At 69.4% G+C, this 25566-nt stretch carries 22 protein-coding genes and 1 riboswitch; of the genes, 13 read left to right on the plus strand and 9 right to left on the minus strand.

What is annotated here, in order from left to right; translation table 11 throughout:
* From ACWEIJ_RS17950 to ACWEIJ_RS17965, 4 genes are all read right to left on the minus strand, one after another.
* Positions 1 to 453 carry a hypothetical protein gene (locus ACWEIJ_RS17950; protein ID WP_449838285.1) on the minus strand — a complete coding sequence of 151 codons (453 nt, stop codon included), beginning with the start codon at positions 451 to 453 and terminating at the stop codon, positions 1 to 3.
* Positions 453 to 926 carry a hypothetical protein gene (locus ACWEIJ_RS17955; protein WP_449838286.1) on the minus strand — a complete coding sequence of 158 codons (474 nt, stop codon included), beginning with the start codon at positions 924 to 926 and terminating at the stop codon, positions 453 to 455. The genes ACWEIJ_RS17950 and ACWEIJ_RS17955 overlap by 1 nt, the downstream gene beginning before the upstream one ends.
* Positions 927 to 1000: 74 nt before the next feature.
* Positions 1001 to 2152 carry a BTAD domain-containing putative transcriptional regulator gene (locus ACWEIJ_RS17960; RefSeq protein WP_449838287.1) on the minus strand — a complete coding sequence of 384 codons (1152 nt, stop codon included), beginning with the start codon at positions 2150 to 2152 and terminating at the stop codon, positions 1001 to 1003.
* A complete protein-coding gene (locus tag ACWEIJ_RS17965; protein WP_449838288.1) occupies positions 2149 to 2493 on the minus strand; it encodes a DoxX family protein in 345 nt (114 codons plus the stop codon). Before ACWEIJ_RS17965 ends, ACWEIJ_RS17960 begins: the two co-directional genes overlap by 4 nt.
* 249 nt (positions 2494 to 2742) lie before the next feature.
* On the opposite strand from ACWEIJ_RS17965, the gene ileS reads away from it, so the two are divergent.
* The 3 genes from ileS to ACWEIJ_RS17980 all read left to right on the plus strand — a co-directional run bounded on the left by ileS (position 2743) and on the right by ACWEIJ_RS17980 (position 7616).
* Complete coding sequence (gene ileS, locus ACWEIJ_RS17970; RefSeq protein ID WP_449838289.1) at positions 2743 to 5847, plus strand: isoleucine--tRNA ligase; 3105 nt, start codon at positions 2743 to 2745, stop codon at positions 5845 to 5847.
* Positions 5848 to 5995: 148 nt separating this feature from the next.
* Positions 5996 to 6928 (plus strand): hypothetical protein, encoded by a 933-nt coding sequence (locus ACWEIJ_RS17975; protein ID WP_449838290.1) that lies wholly within the window; start codon positions 5996 to 5998, stop codon positions 6926 to 6928.
* 55 nt (positions 6929 to 6983) lie between these two features.
* Positions 6984 to 7616, plus strand: coding sequence for a class I SAM-dependent DNA methyltransferase (locus ACWEIJ_RS17980; protein ID WP_449838291.1), 633 nt, complete (start codon positions 6984 to 6986; stop codon positions 7614 to 7616).
* A 116-nt stretch (positions 7617 to 7732) separates the two neighbouring features.
* Here ACWEIJ_RS17980 and ACWEIJ_RS17985 read toward each other — a convergent pair whose 3' ends face one another.
* Positions 7733 to 8194, minus strand: a complete 462-nt coding sequence (locus ACWEIJ_RS17985) for an SRPBCC family protein (protein ID WP_449838292.1) — start codon at positions 8192 to 8194, stop codon at positions 7733 to 7735.
* A 57-nt stretch (positions 8195 to 8251) separates the two neighbouring features.
* Between ACWEIJ_RS17985 and ACWEIJ_RS17990 the strand changes: the two genes are divergently transcribed.
* Positions 8252 to 8812, plus strand: coding sequence for a TetR/AcrR family transcriptional regulator (locus tag ACWEIJ_RS17990; protein WP_449838293.1), 561 nt, complete (start codon positions 8252 to 8254; stop codon positions 8810 to 8812).
* On the opposite strand, the gene ACWEIJ_RS17995 is transcribed toward ACWEIJ_RS17990, so the two are convergent.
* Positions 8785 to 9723 carry a M28 family metallopeptidase gene (locus ACWEIJ_RS17995; RefSeq protein WP_449838294.1) on the minus strand — a complete coding sequence of 313 codons (939 nt, stop codon included), beginning with the start codon at positions 9721 to 9723 and terminating at the stop codon, positions 8785 to 8787. The genes ACWEIJ_RS17990 and ACWEIJ_RS17995 overlap by 28 nt on opposite strands.
* 130 nt (positions 9724 to 9853) lie before the next feature.
* On the opposite strand from ACWEIJ_RS17995, the gene ACWEIJ_RS18000 reads away from it, so the two are divergent.
* The 5 genes from ACWEIJ_RS18000 to ACWEIJ_RS18020 all read left to right on the plus strand — a co-directional run bounded on the left by ACWEIJ_RS18000 (position 9854) and on the right by ACWEIJ_RS18020 (position 15313).
* Positions 9854 to 11341, plus strand: a complete 1488-nt coding sequence (locus ACWEIJ_RS18000) for a potassium/proton antiporter (protein WP_449838295.1) — start codon at positions 9854 to 9856, stop codon at positions 11339 to 11341.
* 74 nt (positions 11342 to 11415) lie between these two features.
* A riboswitch (SAM riboswitch) is annotated at positions 11416 to 11530 on the plus strand.
* A gap of 37 nt (positions 11531 to 11567) precedes the next feature.
* Positions 11568 to 12896, plus strand: coding sequence for an aminotransferase class V-fold PLP-dependent enzyme (locus tag ACWEIJ_RS18005; protein ID WP_449838296.1), 1329 nt, complete (start codon positions 11568 to 11570; stop codon positions 12894 to 12896).
* Positions 12897 to 12919: 23 nt separating this feature from the next.
* Positions 12920 to 13705 (plus strand): signal peptidase II, encoded by a 786-nt coding sequence (gene lspA / locus ACWEIJ_RS18010; RefSeq protein WP_449838297.1) that lies wholly within the window; start codon positions 12920 to 12922, stop codon positions 13703 to 13705.
* A gap of 41 nt (positions 13706 to 13746) precedes the next feature.
* Complete coding sequence (locus tag ACWEIJ_RS18015; protein ID WP_449838616.1) at positions 13747 to 14631, plus strand: RluA family pseudouridine synthase; 885 nt, start codon at positions 13747 to 13749, stop codon at positions 14629 to 14631.
* A gap of 73 nt (positions 14632 to 14704) precedes the next feature.
* Positions 14705 to 15313, plus strand: a complete 609-nt coding sequence (locus tag ACWEIJ_RS18020) for an NAD(P)-dependent oxidoreductase (RefSeq protein ID WP_449838298.1) — start codon at positions 14705 to 14707, stop codon at positions 15311 to 15313.
* On the opposite strand, the gene ACWEIJ_RS18025 is transcribed toward ACWEIJ_RS18020, so the two are convergent.
* On the minus strand, positions 15285 to 16187 hold the full coding sequence (locus ACWEIJ_RS18025) for a LysR family transcriptional regulator (protein WP_449838299.1): 903 nt from the start codon (positions 16185 to 16187) through the stop codon (positions 15285 to 15287). The genes ACWEIJ_RS18020 and ACWEIJ_RS18025 overlap by 29 nt on opposite strands.
* Before the next feature lie 23 nt (positions 16188 to 16210).
* Between ACWEIJ_RS18025 and ACWEIJ_RS18030 the strand changes: the two genes are divergently transcribed.
* A complete protein-coding gene (locus tag ACWEIJ_RS18030; protein ID WP_449838300.1) occupies positions 16211 to 16975 on the plus strand; it encodes an inositol monophosphatase family protein in 765 nt (254 codons plus the stop codon).
* A 300-nt stretch (positions 16976 to 17275) separates the two neighbouring features.
* Here ACWEIJ_RS18030 and ACWEIJ_RS18035 read toward each other — a convergent pair whose 3' ends face one another.
* Together ACWEIJ_RS18035 and ACWEIJ_RS18040 are read right to left on the minus strand one after the other, a co-directional pair.
* Positions 17276 to 18337 carry an IS110 family transposase gene (locus ACWEIJ_RS18035; protein ID WP_449838301.1) on the minus strand — a complete coding sequence of 354 codons (1062 nt, stop codon included), beginning with the start codon at positions 18335 to 18337 and terminating at the stop codon, positions 17276 to 17278.
* Positions 18338 to 18478: 141 nt separating this feature from the next.
* Positions 18479 to 19321: an AsnC family protein gene (locus ACWEIJ_RS18040; protein WP_449838302.1), complete on the minus strand. Its 843-nt coding sequence runs from the start codon at positions 19319 to 19321 to the stop codon at positions 18479 to 18481.
* 169 nt (positions 19322 to 19490) lie between these two features.
* On the opposite strand from ACWEIJ_RS18040, the gene dnaE reads away from it, so the two are divergent.
* Genes dnaE through ACWEIJ_RS18055 form a run of 3 tightly spaced genes read left to right on the plus strand, consistent with a single transcriptional unit; the run spans position 19491 to position 25564 of the window.
* Positions 19491 to 23036, plus strand: coding sequence for a DNA polymerase III subunit alpha (gene dnaE, locus ACWEIJ_RS18045; RefSeq protein ID WP_449838303.1), 3546 nt, complete (start codon positions 19491 to 19493; stop codon positions 23034 to 23036).
* 55 nt (positions 23037 to 23091) lie between these two features.
* Complete coding sequence (locus ACWEIJ_RS18050; RefSeq protein ID WP_449838304.1) at positions 23092 to 24297, plus strand: cytochrome P450 family protein; 1206 nt, start codon at positions 23092 to 23094, stop codon at positions 24295 to 24297.
* Between the two features lie 10 nt (positions 24298 to 24307).
* Entirely contained in the window at positions 24308 to 25564 is a 1257-nt protein-coding gene (locus ACWEIJ_RS18055; RefSeq protein ID WP_449838305.1) for an adenosylmethionine--8-amino-7-oxononanoate transaminase, read from the plus strand.
* Positions 25565 to 25566: the final 2 nt, after the last annotated feature.

The raw sequence follows: 25566 nt of genomic DNA on the forward strand, positions 1-25566 counted from the left end.
TCAGCGCCGGTAGTGCAGCTTGGCGCGGAACGTCGTGTCCGGCTGGTCGCTCGCGTGGTGCTCGACGGCACCGTCGAACTCCGAGATCTGCCCGTCCGGTCCCCACGCGATGTGCTCGACGGTGAACTCGCCGCCGTTGTCGGTCCGCCCGAGGCCGCGGTTCACGACGAGCACCTTCTGGTCGACGTAGGCGCCCTCGGTGATGCGCAGGCCGTCGTGCCGGGTCAGGTCGATCTGCAGGTACTCGTTCCAGTCCGGGGAGTTCGCCTTGACCCGGATCATGTTGCCGGGGTGCTCCCACACCGAGAAGACCTCCGGCGGCGCCCAGTTGCCCGAGCGGCCGTTGGTGATCGCGTTGGGGTCGGAGTCCCAGATCAGGTAGTCGGTGTCGGCGGCGGAGGCCGGCGCCGCGGTGGCGACGAGGAGAGCGGCTGCGAGCAGGGCGGCGCGCATCAGGCCGCACTCCGCACGTAGTGGATCTGCACCCGGAGCGCGTTGTCCGGCTTGTCGCCGCAGTGGTGCTCCACGGAGGCGTCGAGCGCGGTCACGATCCCGCGGTCGTCGAGGTCGAGGCGGTCGACGGTGAAGTCGGCCTTGTCGTCGATGCAGCCGAGGTTCCAGGAGATGACCTTGGCCCTCTGGCCGGTGTAGGTCCCCGGTGTGATCGGGTTTCCGTCATGGCGCGAGAGGTCGACCACGTAGTAAGTCCGGGCCTGCGGGTTGTCGACGTCCACGTGCAGGGTGTTGTCGTCCCACACCCGTTGGCTCACGATGAACTCCGTCTCCGGAGTGGTCCACTTGCCGCTCGTGGCGGTGATCGGGAACGCGTGGGCCTCGGCGTCGAACACGAAGCTCGACGGCTCGCCGGCGGAGGCCACTCCGGCGCCCAGTAACGAAAGAGCGCAGGTCAAAGCCAAGATTCGCATCTGTCCCCCCAGGTTGATGGTCTCTGCGGCCAGTCTGGAGGAGGTGGCGTTCAGCGCGCCATGAGTGGATCTACTCAGAGCACGACCGGGCGCGCGCCGTGCGCTGTGACCAGGCCGGGTAGGCGTTCACGGCTCGTCACGATCACACGGCACCGTGGGGTTCCAGGCAGCAGCGGCACGACCTGGGCCGTGTCGGCGGCGTTGTCGAGGACGATCAGCATGCTCCGGTCTGCGAGCAACGTGCGGTAGAGCGCTGTCTGCGCGTGCGGCTCCGGTGGGATGCCGTCGGGTGCGGTGCCCAACGCGGTGATGAACGCGCGGACGACGTCGGCGGGGTCGCTGCCGTTGAGGTCGACGAACAGCTGGCCGTCCGGGTAGTCGGCGGCGTGCGCGTGCGCCCAGTGCAGCGCGAGCCAGGTCTTGCCGGCGCCGGCCGGTCCGGTGATCGTGACGATCGGGCCGTCGTCCAGGGCCGCGAGCTCCGCCTCCCGGCCCGTGAAACCCGTTGGTGCGGTGGGAAGCTGGCGTGGGCTCCACTGTGGACGTTGGACGAGCGACGCGTGCAGGTCCCGCAGTGCGGGGCCGGGGTCGAGGCCCAGTTCGTCCGCGAGACGGTTTTTCAGCCGCGAGTAGTAGGCGAGCGCATCGGGCCGTCGGTCCGCGCCGATCAACGCGCGCATCAGCTGTCCGGCGAGCCGTTCGTCGAGAGGGCGTGACGTGGTGCGCGCGGTCAGTTCGGCCACCAGGGACCGGTGTTCGCCCGCGGCGAGCCGGGCGTCGGTGTGGTCCAGTTCGGCGGCGGTGATCTCGCCGGACACCGTCTCGCGCAGACCGTCGAACCACGGTCCGTGCAGCCCCTCGAACGGTTCGCCGCGCACGAGCGCCATGGCCTCGCCGTGCCGGCCCTGAGCCACCAGGGAGCGGAAGCGGTGCAGGTCGACGGAGGCGGGATCGGCCTCCAGCACGTACCCGCCGGAGCGGCGCACGATCGGCAGCCCGTCCAGCGCGGTCCGCAGCCGCGACACGTAGCTGTAGAGCGCCGCCTTGGCCTGGCGCGGCGGTGCCTCGCCCCAGACGCGTACGAGCAGCTTGTCGACGCCGACCACCTGGTTGACGTCCACCAGCAGCACCGCCAGCACGCTCAGCTGCCGGGCGTGTCCCACGTCGACGAGCGCGGTGCCGCGCCGGACCTCCGGCCTGCCGAGGAGGAGGAACTCGTGGCTCACCGGTCCAGGAACAGCAACGTGATCAGCAACGCCAGCAGCACCAGGTCCACCACCACGCCCGTCGGCTTCGAGTCGAACCGCAGCCGGGTGATGGTGGCGCCGACCATCAGCAGCCCGAGTCCGACGGTGGCCGCCTGCGCCACCCACGGCCAGGTGACGAGGCCGGCGATCAGGCCCGCGGCGCCGGCCCACTCCAGGGCGCCGATGGTCCGCCAGAGCGCGCCGCTCATCCGGAAGTGGTCACGTGCCTGCAGCGACGCCTTCGCCCCGAACAGCTTGCCCGCGCCCGTCGCCGCGAACAGCAGGGCCAGCACGATCGACAACGCGATGGTCAACGTCATCCGGCGAGCATACGGTTTGCACCGACCCGTACCCTGTAGCTACAGGCACCGATCCGGCCATCACCGGGGAGCCTCCGGAAGAACGGGTTCGCCGAACCTCAGTAGAACCGGACGGGACCGGCCCGTCACAGCCGATGAACGAGCGGCTCGCCACGAGTGGTGAGCAAGCGGGGTGGTACCGCGGCCTGCCGGGGCAACGTCCGGCGTGTCGTCCTCGCGTGTCCCACATGACCGCGAGGAGCAGTGACGATGGCCTACCCCAGGGCCGGAGCGAACGAGGTCCCGGCGCAGCCGTCCTTTCCCAACCTCGAGCAGGACGTGCTCGGGTACTGGAAGGACGACGAGACCTTCCAGGCGAGCATCGAGCGCAACCCGGCCGGCGAGAACGGCGCGAACGAGTTCGTCTTCTACGACGGCCCGCCGTTCGCCAACGGTCTGCCGCACTACGGGCACCTGCTGACCGGCTACGTCAAGGACGTCGTACCGCGCTACCAGACCATGCGCGGCAAGCACGTCGAGCGCCGGTTCGGCTGGGACACGCACGGCATGCCCGCCGAGTACGAGGCGGAGAAGCAGCTCGGCATCACGCAGAAGCACGAGATCGACGAGCTCGGCATCGAGAAGTTCAACGAGGCGTGCCGCACGTCGGTGCTGCAGTACACGGACCAGTGGCGCGAGTACGTGACGCGGCAGGCCCGCTGGGTCGACTTCGACAACGACTACAAGACGCTCGACCTCGACTACATGGAAAGCGTCATGTGGGCGTTCAAGGCCTTGTGGGACAAGGGCTTGATCTACGAGGGCTTCCGGGTGCTCTGGTACTGCTGGCGTTGCCAGACGCCGCTGTCCAACACCGAGACCAAGATGGACGACGCGTACCGCGACCGGCAGGACCCGGCCGTCACGGTGGCGCTGCGCCTGGAGTCCGGTGAGCGGGCCCTGGTCTGGACGACCACGCCGTGGACGCTGCCGAGCAACCTGGCCGCCGCCGTGCACCCGGACGTCGACTACGTGACGGTCGTGGGCTCCGACGGCGAGAAGTACCTGCTCGCCGAGGCCCGCGTCGCCGCGTACGCGCGCGAGCTGGGTGAGGAGCCCGAGGTCGTCGCCCGCTACAAGGGCTCGGACCTGGTCGGCAAGAAGTACCTGCCGCCGTTCGACTTCTTCGTGGGCCGCGAGAACGCCCACCAGGTGCTCACGGCCGACTACGTGACCACCGACGACGGCACCGGCATCGTCCACATCGCACCGGCGTTCGGTGAGGACGACAAGGTCGTGACGGACGCGGCGGGCATCGACGTCGTCGTGCCGGTCGGTCCGGACGGCAAGTTCACCGCCGAGGTGGCGCCGTACCAGGGCGTGCACGTCTTCGAGGCGAACAAGCTGATCATCCGCGACCTCAAGGAAGCGGGCCTGCTGCTGCGCCACGAGACCTACGACCACCCGTACCCGCACTGCTGGCGGTGTGCGAACCCGCTGATCCAGCGCGCGCTGTCGGCGTGGTTCGTCGCGGTCACGCAGTTCAAGGACCGGATGGTCGAGCTCAACCAGCAGATCAACTGGGTGCCCGGGCACATCAAGGACGGCCAGTTCGGCAAGTGGCTGGAGAACGCGCGCGACTGGAACATCTCGCGCAACCGGTACTGGGGCTCGCCGCTGCCCGTGTGGGTCTCGGACAACCCCGAGTTCCCGCGCACGGACGTGTACGGGTCGCTGGACGAGCTGGAGCGCGACTTCGGCGTGCGTCCGGACAACCTGCACCGGCCGTTCATCGACGAGCTGACCAGGCCGAACCCGGACGACCCGAGTGGCCGCTCGACCATGCGGCGCATCCCGGACGTGCTGGACTGCTGGTTCGAGTCGGGCTCGATGTCGTTCGCGCAGGTGCACTACCCGTTCGAGAACGCGGAGTGGTTCGAGAACCACTACCCCGGCGACTTCATCGTCGAGTACAACGGGCAGACGCGCGGCTGGTTCTACACGCTGCACGTGCTCGCGACGGCGCTGTTCGACCGGCCGGCGTTCCGCGACTGCGTGGCGCACGGCATCGTGCTCGGTGACGACGGCCAGAAGATGTCCAAGTCGCTGAAGAACTACCCGGACGTCAACGAGGTCTTCGACCGCGACGGCTCGGACGCCATGCGCTGGTTCCTCATGGCGTCGCCGATCCTGCGCGGTGGCGACCTGGTGGTGACCGAACGCGGTATCCGCGACGCGGTGCGCCAGGCGGTGCTGCCGTTGTGGAACTCGTGGTACTTCCTCGCGTTGTACGCCAACGCTTCCGGGAAGGAGGGCACGTGGCGCGTCGACTCGAAGAACGTGCTCGACCGGTACGCGCTGGCGAAGACGCACGACCTGGTGCGCGACGTCCAGGCGGCGATGGACGTCTACGACATCTCCGGCGCGTGCCAGCTGGTGCGCGAGTACCTGGAGGTGCTGACGAACTGGTACGTGCGGCGGTCGCGGCAGCGGTTCTGGGACGGCGAGCAGGACGCGATCGACACCCTGCACACCGTGCTGGAGGTCGTCACGCGCGTGGCGGCGCCGTTGCTGCCGTACACGGCCGAGGTCGTGTGGCGCGGGCTGACCGGTGGGCGTTCGGTGCACCTGACGGACTTCCCGTCGGTGGCGGACCTGCCCGCCGACGACGCGCTCGTGGCGGCGATGGACGAGGTGCGCGACGTCTGCTCGACGGCGTTGTCGTTGCGCAAGGCCAACAAGCTGCGCGTGCGGCTCCCGTTGGCGCGTCTGACGGTCGCCTCGCCGGTGGTGGCGTCGCTGGAGGACTTCGCGGAGATCGTGCGCGACGAGGTCAACGTCAAGGAGGTGTCGCTGTCCACGGACGTCGACGCCTACGGGCAGTTCCAGCTCGTCGTGAACGCGCGTGCCGCCGGTCCGCGCCTCGGGCCGAACGTGCAGAAGGTCATCAAGGCCGTCAAGGCCGGTGACTGGTCCGAAGTGGACGGACGGGTGGTCGCCGCCGGCGTCGAGCTGTTCGAGGGCGAGTACGAACAGCGGCTGGTGGCAACGGATCCGGCTGCCACCGCGGCGCTGCCGGGCGGTGCGGGTGTCGTCGTGCTCGACACGGCGGTGACGCCCGAGCTGGAGGCCGAGGGCGTCGCGCGCGACCTGGTGCGCGTCGTGCAGCAGGCCCGCAAGGACGCTCAGCTGGACGTGTCCGACCGGATCACGCTGACGCTGGAACTCCCGGACGCCGTGCGCTCGGCCGTGGCGCCGCACCTGGAGTTCGTGCAGGCGGAGACGCTCACGTCGTCGGTGGTGTTCGGCTCCGGTGTTTCCGAGGGCACCGTCGGTGACGGCCTGAAGGTTCGCGTGGCGGTCGCCCGAGTGTGATCGCAGCTGTACGGGGCCGCTGTCTTCGGACGGCGGCCCCGCCGCATGTTCGGGGCGAAAAAATTGTCAGACCCTCTCGCTACGGTCGAACCAGACCAACTGGCAAGGGGGAATTTCAATGGTCCTGTCTGGGGGATGGCGCGTCCTGGTGGGCGCACTGATCCTTGGCGCCGGGGTGCTGGCGCCCGCCACCGCCTCGGCCGATCCGGCTGCGTGCAGATCTTGGGACGCGGTCGAGCTGCCGGTGCCGCCGGCGGTGAAGTTCGGCGAAGTGGCCGCGGCCTCCGGCTCGTACGCGGTCGGCAACGGGTCGTTCTGGTCGACGTACGGCTCGACCGTCCTGCTGTGGAAGGACGGGCGGCAGGCCAAGCAGCTGTCGTTCTTCCGGAGCGTCGTCGACGCCGTGGACGTGAACTCGTCCGGCACCGTGCTGCTGAACTCCACGTTCGCCAAGGCGGCTTCGCGCTGGCAGGACGGTGAGGGCGACGGCGTCTACCAGGGGCTGCAGGGGTTACCGGGTGAGTACGAGGTGCAGGGGCTGCACCTCAACGAACGCGGTGACGTGCTCGGCACGTCCAAGGGCAAGCCCGTGGTGTGGCCGGCGGGTTCCGCGACGCCGCGGCGGGTGCCGGGCACCGACGAGTCCTGGAAGCCGATCGGCCTCGCGGACGACGGCTCGGTGCTCGCCTCCTCGGCGTCGGGCACGTACTGGATCGGCGCGTCCGGGCCGGTCCTGCTCGGCGCGGCGGTGGAGGCTCGCGCGGTCGGCGGTGTGCACGCCGTCGGCATCGCCGACGCCGGTACCGAGGAGGCGAAGGCGGTGCGCTGGAACACCTCCGGCGAGATCACGGCCACGTACCCGTACTTCGCCTCGCCGGTGGCCGTGAACTCGCGCGGCCACGTGCTGTCCCAGAACGGTGCGGGCATCCTGGTGTGGTTCGACCCCGACACCGGTGTCGACGTGCACCCCTCGACCGGGCCGAGCCGGCTGTCGTTGACCGACCAGGACGACGTCTACGACACGTGGGGCACCGACTACCGCACGCCGATCATGTTCGACTGCGCGGGAGGCGGCCGATGAGATCGCGAGGCGGCCTGCCGAGGCCGCCTCGCCTTGGGGCACTACGGTTTCCGCCATGACCGAGCAGTCCGTGCTGCACGACACCAAGGTCGCCTACGACGCGGTCGCGGGCCTCTACGCCGACCTGTTCAGCGACGTCCTCGACCGGCTGCCGCTGGAACGCGCGCTGCTGGCCGCGTTCGCCGAGCTGGTGCGGGACGCCGGGCCGGTGGCCGACCTCGGGTGCGGGCCCGGCCACCTGACGGCGCACCTGAACGCGCTCGGGCTGAGCGCGTTCGGGGTCGACCTGTCGTCCGAGATGATCGCGCTGGCCCGCCGGGCGCATCCGGGCCTGCGGTTCGACGAAGGCGACATGACCGCGCTCGACCTCGACGACGGAGTGCTGGGCGGCATCCTCGCGTTCTACTCGGTCATCCACACGCCACCGGCGCGGCTGCCGGCGGTGTTCGCGGAGTTCGGGCGGGTGCTGGCGCCGGGAGGTCATCTGCTGGTCGGGTTCTTCGCGGGGGACGACCCGCGGCCGCAGGAGTTCGACCACAAGGTGACGCTCGCCTACCGGTGGTCGCCCGACAGCCTCGCGGAGCTGTTGGGTCAGGCCGGGTTCGCGGAGGTCGCCCGGCTGGTGCGGGAGCCGGGCGAGGGGGAGCGGTTCCTGCAGGGGCAGTTGTTGATGCGCAAGCCCGTGTGAGTCGCTGCTCGGGGTTGTGGTGTTGGTGCGAAGGCACGCCGCGGCCGCTGACTGACGTGAGCAGCCGCGGCGGTGGACCGTGTGGAACCCCGGTGACCTGCACCGGCAGCGGGTGATCAGGCGCGGGACGACTGCCGGTCCCGCATGCCGAACACCCGTCGCACCAGCCGGACCCAGGGCGACCACCGCGCCGGTGCGACGGGCGGGTCGCCCGCCGCACGAGAGCAGTTGTCGAGGAAGTCCTCCAGCAGGGCGTCGTGCAGCCACCGGACGACCAACGCCCAGCGCAGGCGGCCCGCGAGGTCGAACGACGCGACCAGCTCGTGGCGCAGCAGGTTGCCCTGCGCCGACAGCGTGTGCGTGCCCGAGAGGCCGACGAACTCGAAGGTGATCGAGGAGCCCGGCTCGAAGGCCGTGCACCGGTAGCGGATCGGGCCGTGCCCGCCGTCCGCGCCCACGCCCAGTGGCCGGTCGAACTCCATCGCCGGCCATCCCGCCACCGGCCACAGCTCCTGGACGCGCTCGACGAACGGCCCGGCCGGGACCGGGAGTTCCCGCACATGCACGTTGCGAACCACGACACGCTCCTTCCATACGGCACCGTATGTTGGCGAACCATACGCTAGCGTACGGAAATGCGCCGCACCCGTGACGACTGGACTGAGATCGCGCTGAGAGCGTTGGCGGAGGGCGGGCTCCAAGCCGTCGCCGTCGAGCCGCTCGCGGCCAGGGCGGGCGCGACGAAGGGGAGCGTCTACCACCACTTCCCCAACCGCGACGCGCTGCTCAGGGCGACGGTCGAGCGGTGGGAACGGGAGCACACCGAGAAGGTCATCGAGCTGGTCGAGTCGGAGCGGACGCCGCCCGACAAGCTCAGGACGCTGTTCGAGACGGTGCTCGACCGGCACCGCAAGGGTTCGGTGGAGATGGCGTTGCAGGCCAACGCCGAGAACGAGGTGATCGCGCCGGTCCTCAGGCGCGTCACGGAGAGACGGCTGGGCTACCTGACCGAGCTGTTCGAGCAGCTCGGGTTCGGCCACGAGCACGCCAAGAAGCGCGCGTTGATCGCGTTCAGCCTCTACCTCGGTCAGGCGCAGATGTTCGTGACCCTGCCCGGCCTCGTCGAACCGGTGCTCGACGAGGCCGTGCAGGTGCTGACGCAGAGACCTCAGGCAGCCAGGCCCCACAGCGTGTAGGCGATCACGTCCGCGTGGCGGTCGAGCGCCGTGGCGTTGATGTTCGCCGTGGTGTCGCAGGACTGGTGGTAGCAGCGGTCGAAGTACTGGCCGGCCGTGCCACCCCACTTCGCCGCCTGCGCCGGGGTCTTGACCTCGTCGCCGCCGGCGTAGGTGCCTGAGGTCGGGATCCCCGCGTTCGCGAACGCGGCGTGGTCGGAGCGGCCGTTGACGTCGGTCAGGTCGCTCTTGATGTTGAACGCGGTGAAGGCCGCCTCCAGCTTCTGCTGCAGCGCCACCGAGCCCGCGGGCTGTCCGCTCTCCCGGCCGTTGTAGACGAAGTAGCCGGGGTTCGGCGAGCCGGTCATGTCGAAGTTCAGGTACGCCTTGATCTTCGACTTGTCCGCGGCGGCCAGCGAGCGGACGTAGGCCTTCGAGCCGATCAGGCCGAGCTCCTCCGCGCCCCACCAGCCGAGCCGCACGTGCTTGGTGGGCTTGAAACCGGTGGCCTTCATCTGCAGGGCGATCTCCAGGATCGACGCGGAGCCGCTGCCGTTGTCGTTGATGCCGGGGCCCCTGGTGACGCTGTCGAGGTGGCTGCCCAGCATGACGACGTCGTTGGTGTCGCCGCCGGGGTAGTCGGCGATCACGTTGTAGCCGGTGGCGCCGCCGTAGCTGAACGACTGCAGCTTCGTGGTGAAGCCCGCCGCGTCGAGCTTGCTCTTCACCCAGTTCGCCGAGGCCAGGTACCCCGGGCGTCCGTGGGCGCGGTTGCCGCCGTTGTTGTTCGCGATCGTCTGGAGCTGGTTCAGGTGTGCCTGGACGTTCGCGACGTTGATGTTCGGCGCCGCCAGGACGGCGGGTGCCGCCGCTTGCGCCGTTGTCGTTCCGGTCACCATCAAGGCGGCCGTCAGTGCGATCAGGATCCTCATGGTTCAACTCCGTGCAGGGTGGGGATTGAGCCACTGATCAACATGCTCCGCCGTGCATGTGCTCGCTAGGTGCGAACGTCTGGTTGCCTTGCGATTTCGGATTCGGTCAATTCGGCGGTGATCAACCAGAATGGTCCAGGTGGGTGACATCACGGTCGTGCTGGGCATCGGTGCAGCCGTTCTGCTGATCTCCGTGATCGCGGTGCGGCTGTCGACGCGGCTCGGCCTGCCCTCGTTGTTGCTGTACCTGGGCATCGGGGTGCTCCTCGGCGAGGCGGTCTTCGGCATCAAGTTCGACGACGCCGACCTGACGCGGTCCCTCGGCATCGCGGCACTCGTGCTGATCCTGACCGAGGGCGGCATCACGACCCGCTGGCACGCGGTGAAATCGTCGCTGTGGTTAGGCGTCGCACTGTCCACAGTGGCCGTAGCGGTGAGCGTCGCGGTCACCGGCACGGCGTTGCACTTCCTGCTCGGCCTCGACTGGCGGATGGCGCTGCTGTGGGGCGCGGTCCTGTCGTCCACGGACGCGGCGGCCGTCTTCAGCGTGTTGCGGTCCTTAGGCGTGGGAGCGCGGCTCACCGGCGCGCTCGAACTGGAGTCCGGCCTCAACGACGCACCGGTCTACATCGCCGTCGTGCTGCTCGCCTCGGCGGACAAGATCTCGTGGACCGCGCCGCTGCTGGTGGTCTACGAACTGGCCGCGGGCGCGTTGATCGGTCTGCTGCTGGGAGTGTTCGGCGCCGCCGCGCTGAGACGGGCCGCGCTGCCCGCCACCGGCCTGTACCCGCTCGCCACCGTCGCCGTGTGCGTGATCGCTTACACGGCAGGCGATCTGGCGCACGCCTCCGGCTTTCTCGCCACCTACGTCGCCGCGCTGGCCCTCGGCAACGCCCGGCTGCCGCACCGCGCGGACACGCTGTCGTTCGCCGAGGGACTGGGGTGGCTCGCGCAGATCGGCCTCTTCGTCCTGCTCGGCCTCTACGCCGCACCGACGCGGCTGCTCGACGTGCTGGTCCCGGCGCTGATCGCGGGTGTGGTGCTGACGTTCGTGGCGCGGCCGCTGTCGGTCCTGCTCGCCTGCCTGCCGTTCCGGGTGCCGTGGCGGGAACAGGTGTTCCTGTCCTGGTCGGGGCTGCGCGGTGCGGTGCCGATCGTGTTCGCGCTGATCCCGTTGATCCAGGGCGTCGAGGGCGCGCGGCAGCTGGTCGACGCGGTGTTCGTGCTGGTCGTCGTGCTGACGGTGGTGCAGGGCACGACGCTGCCGTTCCTCGCGCGGCGCCTCGGGCTGGTGCGCCAGGGCGAGCCGCAGGAGGTCCAGGTCGACTCCTCGCCGCTGGACGAGCTGAGCGCCGAGCTGCTGCAGGTGCACATCCAGCGCGGGTCGAAGCTGCACGGCGTCTACATGACCGAGCTGCGGCTGCCGATCGGTGCCACGGTGAGCCTCGTGGTGCGGTCGGGGAAGAGTTTCACGCCACAGCCGACGACTCGGCTGCAGACCGGCGACCAGTTGCTCATCGTCACCACCGAAGAGGCGCGCGAAGCCGCTGAGCGGCGCATACGTGCCGTGGACCGGGCCGGTCGCTACGCACGGTGGAAGGGCGAGACCGGGGATTAGGTCGGTTTCCGAGGCTTCTCAGCATGTGATCGGTTGTCGACGGACGCCGCGAGGCTCCGCTAACGTCATCGGCAGGTCATGAGAGCCAGCGTCAAGCCCAAGCTTGCTGGCCGGCAACCCTCCAACCGCGGTGGGGTGCCCTTGGTGAGGACCTGGTCCGGCGCGTGGGGCGCCGGTCAAGCGCGGGCCTTCGCACGACGGGGCCCCTGGCCTCGGAGGCAGCTCGATGACGCTCGCGATCACCCCTCAGACCACGGTTGTTCCCGCTGTCGTCGGCGCTGACCTGCGCGTTCCGCTCGTCACCGGAGAGCGCGTCACGTACGCCAACCTCGACCACGCGGCTTCGGCGCCGTGTCTGCAGGAGGTGCGCGACGCGGTCGACGAGCTGCTGCCCTGGTACGCCAGCGTGCACCGCGGCGCCGGGTTCGCCTCCCAGGTCTCGACGCGGGTCTACGAGCAGGCGCGCGACCGCATCCGCAGGTTCGTCGGCGCGCACTCGTCCGACACCGTCGTCTTCACCCGCAACACCACCGATTCGCTGAACCTGTTGGCGCGCAGCATTCCCCGCAACACCGCGGTCGTGCTGTTCGACAGCGAGCACCACGCGGCGCTGCTGCCGTGGCGCGGGCCGAACGTTCAGCGCATCCCCACTCCGTCTTCGTCCGGCGCTGCGGTCGTCGCGCTGGACCGGGCGTTGGCCGCCGCCCCGGTCGGCCCTCGGCTCGTGATCGTCACCGGGGCGTCCAACGTCACGGGTGAGCTGTGGCCGGTCGCGGAGCTCGCGAAGGTCGCCCGCAGGCACGGCGCGCGCATCGCGCTGGACGCCGCGCAGCTCGCCCCGCACCGCCCGATCAACGTGCGTGAGCTGGGCGTCGACTACGTCGCGTTCTCCGGCCACAAGATCTACGCGCCGTTCGGTGCCGGTGTCCTGGTCGGCCGCGCGGACTGGCTGCAGCAGGCCCAGCCGTACCTGGTCGGCGGCGGTGCGACCGCGAAGGTGACCGACCACGGCGACCGCCTGGGCGTGGCGTGGTCCGCGGTGCCGGAGCGGCACGAGGCCGGCAGCCCGAACGTGGTCGGCGTGCACGCGCTGGCCTCGGCCTGCGAGATCCTGTCGCGGCACTGGGAGCAGACCGTCGCGCACGAGCAGGAGCTGCTGGTCCGGTTGCGGGACGGCCTGCGCACGGTCCCCGGTTTCCGCGAGCTGTCGATCCTGACCGACGCCGACAAGGTGGGCGTCGTGAGCTTCACGATCTCCGGCTTCGACGCGGGCTTCCTCGCGGCCGCGCTGTCCGCCGAGTACGGCATCGGCGTCCGCGACGGAGCGTTCTGCGCGCACGTGATCGTCGGACGGCTCGTCAAGCAGCTCGGATCGCACGAGGAACGGGCCGTCCGCGCGTCGGTCGGCCTCGGCACGACGGCCGAGCACGTGGACCGTCTGGTGGCGGCGCTGCGCACTCTCGTCACCGAGGGTCCGAAGTGGACCTACACGCAGCGCGACGGTCGCTGGGTGCCCGAGGACGACGGCCGAACCCTGCCGCCGTTCCTCGCGTAGTCCCGGTAGTGGACAATGACCTGGTGAGTGACGAGTCCAAGGCCGAGGAGAAGGCCGCTGACACGCCTGCCGAAGAGCAGGTCAGCGAGCCGAAGCCGGCCGAGGAGCGGAAGTCCAACGAGTTCGTCGGGGTCGACCTCGCCGATGACGACGACGATGACGACGCCGAAGCCAAATCCGACGCCGAGGCTCCCGAGGCGGCTGAGAAGCCCGCGGAGGACAAGCCCGCCGAGCGGGTCGTGGCGGCGGACGACGTCATCGAGCCGGAGTTCTCCCTCAGCGGGTCGTTGCCGGAACCGCGGATCAAGGTCCTCGGCGCGCTGGCGGCCGGCGTGCTCGTGCTGGACGTGCTCACCAAAGTCCTGTCCGTGGCGTTCCTCGAGGGTGCCGACCCGATCAAGCTGTTCGGCGGCGTGCTCTACCTGACGTTCGTCCGCAACCCCGGCGCCGCGTTCGGCATGGCCGAGGGCATGACGTGGATCCTGGCGCTCATCGCGCTCGGCGTCGTCGGGTTCATCCTCTGGATCTCGCGCAACCTCCGCTCCCAGCCCTGGGCCGTCGGCCTGGGCCTCGTGCTGGGCGGCGCCGTCGGCAACCTCGCCGACCGCCTGTTCCGCGAGCCGGGCCCGATGCGCGGCCACGTGGTGGACTTCCTGTCGCTTTTCGACCCGTTCGGCCGCGTGTGGCCGGTGTTCAACGTCGCCGACATGGCGATCGTCTGCGGTGGCGCGACGATCGTGGTGCTGGCGCTCATGCAGCACGACTACGACGGGACGGTCCACAAAGAAGAGAAGAAGGTCGAGGCGTGAGCGGATACCGAACGCTGCCGATTCCCGACGGGCTGGACGGCATGCGTGTCGACGCGGGCCTCGCCAAGCTCCTGGGTCTGTCCCGGACCGCCGTGGCGGCCATCGCCGACGCGGACGACGTGCTGGTCGACGGGCGCGTGGTCGGGAAGTCCGACCGGTTGGTCGCGGGCGCGATGCTGGAGATCACGCTGCCCGCTCCGCCGCAGCCCGTCACCGTGCAGGCGATCCCGGTCGAGGGCCTGATCATCCTGCACGAGGACGACGACATCATCGTCGTCGACAAGCCGGTGGGCGTGGCCGTGCACCCGTCACCGGGCTGGACCGGGCCGACCGTCGTCGGCGGGCTCGCCGCCGCCGGGCGCCGCATCGCCACGTCCGGTGCCGCCGAACGCCAGGGCGTCGTGCACCGGCTCGACGTCGGCACGACCGGTGTGATGGTGGTGGCGAAGTCGGAGTCGGCGTACTCGGCTTTGAAGCACGCCTTCAAGGAGCGGACCGTCGACAAGGTCTACCACGCGATCGTCCAGGGCCACCCGGACCCGATCAAGGGCACCATCGACGCGCCGATCGACCGGCACCCGAAGCACGACTACAAGTTCGCCGTGATGAACTCCGGCAAGCCCTCGATCACGCACTACGAGGTGATGGAGGCGTTCCGGGCCGCGTCGCTGGTCGAGGTGCACCTGGAGACCGGCCGCACGCACCAGATCCGCGTGCACTTCTCCGCGCTGCACCACCCCTGCGTGGGCGACCTGACCTACGGCGCCGACCCGACGCTCGCCAAGCGGCTCGGGGTCTCGCGGCAGTGGCTGCACGCCCGGCAGCTCGGGTTCCACCACCCGGCGGACGGCCAGTGGGTCACCTTCACGTCCGAGTACCCGGACGACCTGGCCGCCGCGCTGGAGAAGCTGCGCGAAGAGGGTTGATTGCGTCTGGGTAAATCATCGGTTGACGAGCTTTCATTTGATGTTAATCGGTGGCCTGCCTAGCGTTTTCGGCATGAACCTCATCGTCCTCGCGGCGTCCGGCCGGACCGGTCTCGCTCTCGCCAGGCTGGCGCTGGAACGCGGCCACACCGTCACCGCGATCGCCCGCGATCCGGCCCGCATCGGCCTCCACCACGGGCACCTGCGCAAGGTCGCGGCCGACGTGACCGACCCCGCGAGCGTCGCCGCCGTGGTCGGCGCGGACTCCGTCGTCCTGTCCGGTCTCGGCACCGACGTGCCCGGCGTGCTGTTCGACGGCGCCAAAGCGGTGATCGCCGCCGAGCCGAAGCGGATCATCTGGCTCGGCGCCTACGGCACGGGTGCGTCCGCCAAGGCCGCGGGTGACGGCGCCGCCGTGCTCTGGCAGCTGATGGGCGACCGGATCCCGGACAAGATCGCGGCCGACAACGCCGTGCTCGCCGCCGGGGGCACCGTCTTCCACGCCGGGGTGCTCGGCGACGGGCCGGAGAGCCCAGGCCGGCGCACGGTCGGACTGGACGCCGCGCCGCCGTTCGACCTCGGCGCCACGGTGAGCCGCGAGACCGTTGCGGCCGCCATGCTCGACGAGGCCGAGAACCCGCGCTTTCCCGGCGCTATCGCGTTGCCGCTAGCACCTCGGTGAGGGCCGTCCGCACCTGGTCGCGCAGCCACGCGTGGGCGAGGTCGGAGTCGTAGCGCTGGTGCCAGTTGCAGTTGATCACCGCCTCTCCGGACTCGACCGGCAGCGGCCTGGTGACCAGCCCGAACGCCTCGACCAGCGGGCGGCACAGGATCGCCGTGGTGGTGACCAGCACGTCGCTCGCCGCCGCGATCTGCAGCGCGGAGTGCACGGTCGCCACGCTCGCGATCACCCGGCGGCGCAGGCCGGCCGCTGCCAGCAGGTCGTCGATCGGTGCGGTGAGACGGCCGCGCCGGGAGATCACCACGTGCGGCTGGGCCGCGTACGCCGGCAGGTCCAGCAGGTCGGCGCAGGGGTGACCGGACCGCATGACGACGGCGAGCGGATCGGTGCCCAGCGTCTCGGAGCGGAACTCCGGCAGGTCCGGGGTGCCGCCGCCGAGCTCCAGGTCCACTCGGTGCCGCAGGTCGTCCGTGTCGGCGGAGTGCTCGGCCAGCACCCGCAGCCGCACGCCCGGTGCCTGCCGCGCGATCCTGCCGACCAGCAGCGGTACCAGCGACGAGGCCAGCGCGTCGTGGCACTGCAGGGTGAACGTGCGGTCCAGCGCGGCGAGGTCCAGCTCGCGGCTCGGCGTCAGCACGGCGTTGGCCTGCCGCACCAGCCGGTGCACCTCTTCCCTGATCGCGAGCGCGTACGGCGTCGGCGTCATCGAGTGGCCCGTGCGCACCAGGATGTCGTCGCCGGTCACCTTCCTGATCCGGCCGAGCGTCCGGCTGACCGCGGGTGACGACAGGTGCAGCCGGTCGGCCGCGCCCATCACGCTGCCCTCTTCGAGCAGGGCGTCCAGCACGGTCAACAGGTTCAGATCCGCTTGCATGACAGTCAATACTGGAGGAAATCATGATCGCAGCCACCACCGCCGCCGTCCGCCGCGCCGGAACGCGCATGCTGAAGCGGTACTCGACGGAGTCCCGCACGTCCTCACTCGCCGAGATCATGGCCGCCGTCCACGCCAACAACGCGGCCGTCGCCGACCTGCTGGAGCCCGAACTGGCCGGCATCCACCCGAGCGCGAACTGGCTCAACGACGAACACGGCTCCGGACCGCTCGACGAGGGCGACTGGTGGCTCATCGACCCCGTCGGCGGCAACCTGAACGCGGTACACGGCATGACCGACTGGAACATCGGGGTGAGCCTCGTGCGCGACGGCCGCCCGGTGCTGGCCGTCCTGTACTTCCCGCTGTTCGACGAGATGTTCACGGCCACCGAGGGCGGCGGCGCGTTCCTGAACGGCGTCCGGCTGAGGGTCTCGGACAAGACGTCACTGGACGGGGCGCTGGCCGGCACGGGCCAGGCCCAGCCGGGCCAGGGGCCGGAGATGGCGGACCGGGTGGGCGCCTCGTACAGCGCGATGGCGAAGGAAGCCTTCTACGTCCGGATCTCCGTGCCGGTGACCCATCAGCTCGCCCAGGTCGCCGCCGGCCGGATGGACCTGCACTGGCAGTACGACAACGTGCGCGCGCACGCGTCCGGTGTGTTGCTCGTGCAGGAGGCCGGTGGTGTCGTCACCGATCTCGACGGCGAACCGTGGACGTTGACGAGCCGCGAGTACCTCGCCGCGGCGCCGGGCGTGCACGCGGCGGCGTTGAAGGTGCTCGGCTGATATGTAGTGGCCTCTTGTCAAGGGGCAGGGTGAGGCGCCCGCAGGATGTGTTCCTGACGGGCGCCTCGTTCTTCGTCGTGGTGTGGTGGCGGGGTGAGCGTGTCGTTGGCGACGCGCGGTCAGGCTGATATGCGCGGGTTGGTTACCGCAGGACGAGCTGTTCGGCAGGAGCGGACCGCGTGTCTAGTGTCGAGCGTCGCTGGTGTTGGTGCCAGTTGCTCATAGCCGAGTCGCGGATCGCTCCACGCGCTGCTGTCCCGCCGCAACGGTGACGACGAAGTGGTTTCGGTGGAGTGCGGGTCAGTCGTTCATCACCGCCAGGGACCAGCACCAGCCGGCCAGTTCACGGGCGATGGCGACGTTGGAGACCACCGCGCGTTTGTGGCGCAGGTTGAAGCCGATCCAGCGGTCGTGCAGCCGTCGGTTGCCGGCGTCGCCGCGGGCCCTGGCCGCGGGCGAGGCGAGTTCCCAGCGCTCCCGCATGGTCTTGCCGGGTGTGTAGCGGGCACGATGGTGCCAGGCCGCTTCGACCAGCAGGCGCCGCACGTGAGTGTTGCCCGTCTTGGTGATCGAGCCCTGAACCCGTGATGCTCCCGAGGAGCTTTCGCTGGGTACCAGGCCGACGAACGACCCGATCGTTCTGCCGGTGAACCGGTGCCAGTCGCCGATCTCGACTGCCAGGGCGAATCCGGTCAGAGTGCAGACACCACGCAAGCACCCCAGCCGCCGTACGCATCCGGTGAACTCGCTGCTGGCGGCCATGGCCGCGATCGCCTTGTCGAGCCGGTCCCGGCGGGCCTTGACCGCGAGCACGGTCTCGTAGTCGGACTCGAACGCCATCCGCATCACCGGACTGGCGAATTTCTGGCGGCGCAGCCAGGCGTCATGGGCACCCGTCCAGGCCTGTCCGCCCATGTAGACGATTCCGTGGCGCAGCAACAGTTTCGACAGCCGATGCCGTGCCCGCATCAGATCACCGCGACAGTCCTCCCGCGCCCGGACCAAGTCCCGTGCCGCCTCCTGGTCAGGCGTCGGGACCGAGACCGGCGTGATCTCGTCCAGCCGCAGCAGGCGAGCCAGATGCACCGCGTCCCTGGCGTCGGTCTTGACCCGGCTGCCCGAGGGCCGCTGCAACTTCGACGGCGCTGCGACCACACAACGGATCCCGGCCGCGCTCAACACCCGATACAGACCGAACCCGGTCGGGCCGGCCTCGTAGGCCACCGCCACCGGGCCGGGCACCTCTGCCAGCCAGGACCGGATGTGATCGTGCGACGGAGTCAGTCTCGTCTGCACCAGCTCGCCCGTGACGCCGTCGATCGCCGCCGCCGCGACCGATCGCGCGTGCACGTCCAGCCCCACACTCGTACGCTCGGTAAACACCGGGGCCTCCCACGCATGTCGGATAGGCCGAGCAGGCCGCTCCTGCCCGGCAACCCACGAACAAGCGTGAGCGAGGTCCCGGCCCGCGACCACTCACATCAAGCGGTCACGTCATACCGTCTAGTCCTCGACGGTCCAGACGAGGGTGTTGAGGTCCACCTCAGGCCGGACGCTCCAGCGGACCTGGATCACCTCGGTCGTCTCCGGGAGGACGAAGACCGTGTGGCCGCCCGAGGTCTCGCCCGGCTGCGCGCCGAGCTTGTGCGCCGGGCGGGAGGACAGGGAGACCGGGGCCTTGGTGACGGTCTCGCCGGTCTTGGTGACCAGCACCAGGTACATGTCCGGCAGTGAGGTGTACGGCACCTGCGAGGTGTTGGTCACCTCGGTGTGGACGACCACGGCGCGTTCGCCCTCGGCCAGCTTGTAGCCCGCCGCGGTGAACAGGAAGTCCGCCGGGTCGACGACCTCCACCAGCTGGATGGAGAGGTGGGCGCCTTCGAGGCTGTCGGCTTCGAGCGCGGTGCCGATCTTGCCGGTGCGCGAGACCGGCCGCGGTTGTGGCTGGTCCGCGCGCACCCAGCCGGCTGACTGCGGCGGGCCCCAGGTGGCCTGGGGCTGGGCCGGGAAGGGCTGGCTGGTCGGGGGCGGTGGCGGGGCGTAGGGGACCTGGTGCGGGCCGCTGACGTGGTGGGGGCCGCTCTGGTGCCCGGCGTAGGGGCCGCCGGCGGGCTGGCCCAGGTAGTTGCCGTAGGCGGCGGCGTTCGCGAGGGCCCTGCGGATGCCGTTCGGGTCGCATTCGACGCCCACCAGCAGGGGGAGACCGCTGCCGGAGAGGGTGATCAGGCGCATGGCGGCCTCGCGCGGGTCCATGCCCAGGCGTTGCGCGATCTCGTGCACGGCTGCGCGGCCCGAGTCGGCCAGCAGGGCCAGCAGTCGGGCATCAACGGGATCGGGGGCCACCACGGGACGAACGCTACCTCGCGGTCATGATCTTCGTGTCACCGCGTACCGGATCGAGATCACCGCGACAGACCCCGGGTCCCTCCCCGCCGTGGACCCCGCGGCGGGATAGGGTTGGCAGATCCGGATTCGCGCCTTCCCCGCGCGCCCGTTCGATCTTCCTGGAGGTACGGTGTCGGACTCGTTTGTGCATCTGCACGTGCACACCGAGTACTCGATGCTCGACGGTGCGGCGAAGCTCAAGGACATGTTCGCCGAGTGCGAGCGGATGGGCATGCCCGCTGCGGCGATCACCGACCACGGCAACATGTACGGCGCCTACGACTTCTTCAAGCAGGCGCAGGGTGCCGGGGTGAAGCCGATCATCGGCATCGAGGCGTACATGGCGCCGGACTCGCGGTTCAACAAGAAGCGCGTGCTGTGGGGCGACCCCGGGCAGAAGGCGGACGACGTGTCGGCGTCCGGTGCGTACACGCACCAGACGATCTGGGCGCGCAACGCCGAGGGGCTGCACAACCTGATGAAGCTGTCCAGCCTGGCCTCCACCGAGGGGCAGCTGGGCAAGTGGCCGCGGATGGACGCGGAGCTGATCGCCGAGCACTCGGCGGGGCTGATGGCGACCACCGGGTGCCCGTCGGGCGAGGTGCAGACGCGGTTGCGTCTCGGCCATGAGAAGGAAGCTCTCGAGGCTGCTGCCAAGTGGCAGGAGATCTACGGCAAAGAGAACTTCTACATGGAGATCATGGACCACGGCATCGAGATCGAGAGCCGGGTCCGCGGTGGGCTGCTGGAGATCCAGAAGAAGCTCGACATCCCGTTCGTGGTGACGAACGACTCGCACTACACGTACCCGACGGACAAGGACACGCACGAGGCGTTGCTCTGCATCCAGACGGGCAAGACGCTGCAGGACCCGACGCGGTTCAAGTTCGACGGCACCGGTTACTACCTGAAGTCGCCGGACGAGATGCGGGCGGTCGACTCCAGCGACGCGTGGCAGGAGGGGTGTCGCAACACCCTGCTGATCGCGGAGAAGGTCGACACGACCGGCATGTTCGCGTTCAAGAACCTCATGCCGCGGTACCCGGTGCCGGAGGGCCTGACCGAGGACCAGTACTTCCGCGACGAGGTCTGGCGCGGCATGCACCGGCGGTTCCCGGACGGGGTCGACGACGAGCACACCCGGCAGGTCGAGTTCGAGATCGGCGTCATCCTGCAGATGGGGTTCCCGTCGTACTTCCTCGTCGTCGCGGACTTCATCAACTGGGCCAAGGCGAACGGCATCCGCGTCGGTCCCGGCCGTGGTTCGGCCGCGGGCGCGCTGATCGCGTACGCGCTGGGCATCACCGACCTCGACCCGCTGCCGCACGGCCTGATCTTCGAGCGGTTCCTGAACCCGGACCGCGTCAGCCCGCCCGACATCGACATCGACTTCGACGAGCGCCGGCGCGGTGACGTCATCCGGTACGTGACGGAGAAGTGGGGCAAGGAGAACGTCGCCCAGGTCATCACGTTCGGCACCATCAAGGCCAAGGCGGCCATCAAGGACTCGGCGCGAGTCCTGTACGGGCAGCCCGGCTACGCGGTTGCCGACCGGATCTCCAAGGCGATGCCGCCCGCCGTCATGGGCAAGGACATCCCGCTGTCGGGCATCTTCGACTCCTCGCACAAGCGGTACGCGGAGGCGGCCGAGGTGCGCGGGCTCTACGACACCGACCCGCAGGTCAAGGAGATCATCGACACCGGTCGTGGTCTTGAGGGCCTGATCCGCAACGCCGGTGTGCACGCCTGTGCGGTCATCATGTCCGCGGAGCCGCTGACCGACCACATCCCGGTCTGGATGCGCCCGCAGGACGGGTCGATCATCACGCAGTTCGACTACCCGACCTGCGAGACGCTCGGCCTGCTGAAGATGGACTTCCTCGGTCTGTCGAACCTCACCACGATCGACGACGCCCTGCGCAACATCGAGCTCAACGGCAAGGGCAAGATCGACATCACCGACGGCAACCAGGTGCCGCTCGATGACAAGAAGACCTACGAGCTGCTCGGCCGCGGTGACACGCTGGGTGTGTTCCAGCTCGACGGTTCGGCACTGCGCGACCTGCTGCGGTTGATGAAGCCGGACAACTTCGAGGACGTCTCGGCCGTCATCGCCCTGTACCGGCCCGGCCCGATGGGCGCGAACTCGCACACGAACTACGCGCTGCGCAAGAACAAGCTCCAGGAGATCACGCCGATCCACGAGGAGCTCAGGGAGTCGCTCGCGGAGATCCTGGACACGACCTACGGCCTGATCGTCTACCAGGAGCAGGTCATGGCGATCGCGCGGAAGGTCGCGGGCTACTCGCTGGCCCAAGCAGACCTTCTCCGCCGCGCGATGGGCAAGAAGAAGAAGGAGATCCTCGACAAGGAGTTCGAGGGCTTCGAGAAGGGCATGCTCGACCAGGGGTACTCGAAAGAGGCGATCAAGACCCTCTGGGACATCCTGGTCCCGTTCGCCGACTACGCGTTCAACAAGGCGCACTCCGCCACCTACGGCGTCATCGCGTACTGGACCGCGTACCTCAAGGCGAACTACCCGGCCGAGTACATGGCCGCGCTGCTCACCACGAACTCCGACAACAAGGACAAGTCGGCGATCTACCTCGCCGAGTGCCGGCGCATGGGCATCACGGTGCTCCCGCCGGACGTCAACGAGTCCGAGCGCGAGTTCGCCCCGGTCGGCAGCGACATCCGCTTCGGTCTCGGTGCCATCCGCAACGTCGGCGCCAACGTGGTCGACGCGATCATCAAGGCGCGCAAGGAGAAGGGGAAGTTCGTCGACTTCTCCGACTTCCTGCGCAAGATCGACGCCACGGCCTGCAACAAGAAGGTCGTGGAATCGCTGATCAAGGCGGGCGCGTTCGACTCGCTCGGCCACCCGCGCAAGGGCCTGCACATGGTCCACGTGGACGCGGTCGACGCCGTGATGATCACCAAGAAGGAAGAGGCCAAGGGGCAGTTCGACCTCTTCGGCGGCGGTGACGCGGCGGACGAGGACATCGCGGGCGTCTTCGACGTGAAGATCCCGCAGGAGCACTGGGAGTCCAAGCACCAGCTCGCCCTCGAACGCGAGATGCTCGGCCTCTACGTCTCCGGCCACCCGCTGAACGGCGTCGAGCACGTGCTGGAGTCCTATTCGGACGCCTCGATCGCCCGGATCCTGGAAGGCGACGTCGCCGACGGCACCCAGGTCACCATCGGCGGCATCCTCGCCTCGGTGATGCGCCGGGTGAACAAGAACGGCGAGTCGTGGGCGTCCGCCCAGCTGGAGGACCTCGCCGGTGGCATCGAGGTGCTGTTCTTCCCGAAGAGCTTCATGGTCCACGGCATGTCGGTGGTCGAGGACGCGATCGTGCTGGTCAAGGCCCGCGTGGCCAAGCGGGACGACCGCATCTCGCTGATCGCCAACGACCTCGTCGTGCCGGACCTGAGCGACATCGGATCGCGGGCGATGAAGCTGAAGATGCCGGCCACCAAGTGCCGCCCGGAGATCGTCACGCAGCTCAAGGACGTCCTGCGGGCGCACCCCGGCTCGACCGAGGTGCACCTCAACCTGATCATCAACGCGTCGCGCAACACGGTGCTGAAGCTGGACGACGCGCTGCGGGTGGCGCCCACGCCGTCGTTGATGGGTGACCTGAAGGCACTGCTCGGGCCCGGCTGTCTCGGTTAGCGGCGTTGCCCGAAAGTAGTGGCGAGAGATGAGTTAACGGGGTTAACTGGGTGGGGTGACGACACTCACCCAGTTGCCCGCCGACTACATCCAGAACCCGCACGAGGTGCACGCGTGGCTGCGTGCCGAGGGGCCCGTGCGCGAAGTCCTCATGCCGCGAGGGCTGAAGGTCTGGCTCGTGACTCGGCACGAAGAGGCGAAGGTCGCCCTCACCGACCCCCGGATCAGCAAGAACACCGCCGAGGGCGGTCACCTCTTCGACGTGCACTCGACCACCGGCGGTGCCCGCCGGGAGTTCAACCAGGCGCTGTCGGTCCACATGCTCAACATGGACCCGCCCGGCCACACCCGGCTGCGCAAGCTCGTGAACAAGGCCTTCACCGCGCGCCGCATCGAGCTGATGCGCCCGCGCGTCAACGAGATCGCGGCCGAGCTGATCGCGAAGCTGAACGACGGTGACGAGGTCGACCTGCTGGAGGCGTTCGCGTTCCCGCTGCCGATCACGGTGATCTGCGAGCTGCTCGGCATCCCGATCGACAACCGCGACGAGTTCCGCGAGTGGTCGAACACGCTGCTGTCGTTCGGCTCGAACGACGACATCGTGCACGCGTCGGGTGCGATGGCCCAGTTCCTCATCGGCCACGTCGAGAAGGTCGCCGCCCAGGAACCGGACGACACCTTCTTCTCCGCGCTCGTGCACGCCGACGACTCCGGCGACCGGCTGAACACCCAAGAGCTCGTGTCGATGGCCTTCCTTCTGCTCGTGGCCGGTCACGAGACGACGGTGAACCTCATCGGCAACGCGGTGCTGTCGCTGCTGCGCAACCCCGACCAGCTGCAGATCCTCAAGGACCGCCCGGAGCTGATCCCGGCGAGCGGCGAGGAGTTCCTGCGGCTGGAGGGCCCGGTCAACATCGCGACCTTCCGCTACACCAAGGAGCCGATCGAGCTCGGCGGCGTCACGGTCCCCGCGAACGAGCTCGTGATGGTGTCGCTGGTGGCCGCGAACCGCGACCCGGAGAAGTACGAGAACGCCGACCAGCTCGACGTCACGCGGTCCGTGCAGGGGCACGTCGCGTTCGGCCACGGCATCCACTTCTGCCTGGGCGCGCCGCTGGCCCGGCTGGAGTTCGACGTGGCGCTGACGCAGCTGCTGGCGCGCTTCCCGAACCTGACGCTGGCCGCCGAGCCGGAGACGCTGCAGTGGCGGGACAGCACGCTGATCCGAGGCCTGCACACCCTGCCCGTCCGGCTCGCTTAGTGTCTGGCGGGTGGACGACCTGCTGAAGCTCGACCAGGCGCACGTCTGGCACCCGTACGGCCCGATGCCGGGCACCCAGGAGCCGTTGCTCGTCGAGTCGGCTTCCGGGGTCCGGCTCCGGCTCGCCGACGGCCGGGAGCTGGTCGACGGCATGTCGTCGTGGTGGGCGGCGATCCACGGCTACCGGCACCCGGTGCTCGACGCCGCCGTCACCGACCAGCTCGGCCGGATGAGCCACGTGATGTTCGGCGGGCTCACGCACGAGCCCGCGATCCGCCTCGCGGCCAAGCTCGTCGAGATCACCCCCGCGGAGCTGCAGCACGTCTTCCTGTGCGACTCCGGCTCGGTGTCGGTCGAGGTCGCGATCAAGATGTGCCTGCAGTACTGGCGTTCGCAGGGCAGGCCGGAGAAGCACCGGTTGCTCACGTGGCGCGGCGGCTACCACGGCGACACGTTCAACCCGATGTCCGTGTGCGACCCCGACGGCGGCATGCATTCGCTGTGGCGTGGAATCCTGCCGCAGCAGGTCTTCGCGGACGCCCCGCCCGCCGAGATGGACACCGCGTACGTCCAGCACCTCGCCGACCTGGTCGAACAGCACGCCGACGAGCTCGCGGCGATCATCGTCGAGCCTGTCGTGCAGGGTGCGGGCGGGATGCGGTTCCACGACCCCCGCTACCTGCACGTGCTGCGTGAGCTCGCGTACACACACGACGTGCTGCTGGTGTTCGACGAGATCGCCACGGGCTTCGGCCGCACCGGTGAGCTGTTCGCCGCCGGCCACGCGAACGTCAGCCCGGACGTCATGTGCCTCGGCAAGTCCCTGACCGGCGGGTACCTGACGATGGCGGCCACGCTGTGCACGTCACGGGTCGCGGACGGGATCAGCGAGGGCGAGGTGCCGGTGCTCGCGCACGGGCCGACGTTCATGGGCAACCCGCTCGCGTCGGCGGTGTCGCTGGCGTCGATCGATCTGCTGCTGTCGCAGGACTGGAAGCGCGAGGTCAAGCGCATCGAGAACGGTCTGAAGGACGGTCTCGCGCCCGCACGCGCGTTGCCCACGGTGAAGGACGTGCGCGTGTTGGGCGCTATCGGCGTCGTGCAACTACATGAGCCTGTGGACATGGCACGAGCCACACGTGCGGCGGTGGAGGAGGGCGTCTGGCTGCGGCCTTTCCGCGACCTGATCTACACGATGCCGCCGTTCGTCAGCACGGACGACGACGTCGCCAGGGTCTGTCGTGCCGTGGTGGCGGCTGCTCGTTAGCG

The sequence above is a fragment of the Lentzea sp. NPDC004789 genome (assembly GCF_053601075.1).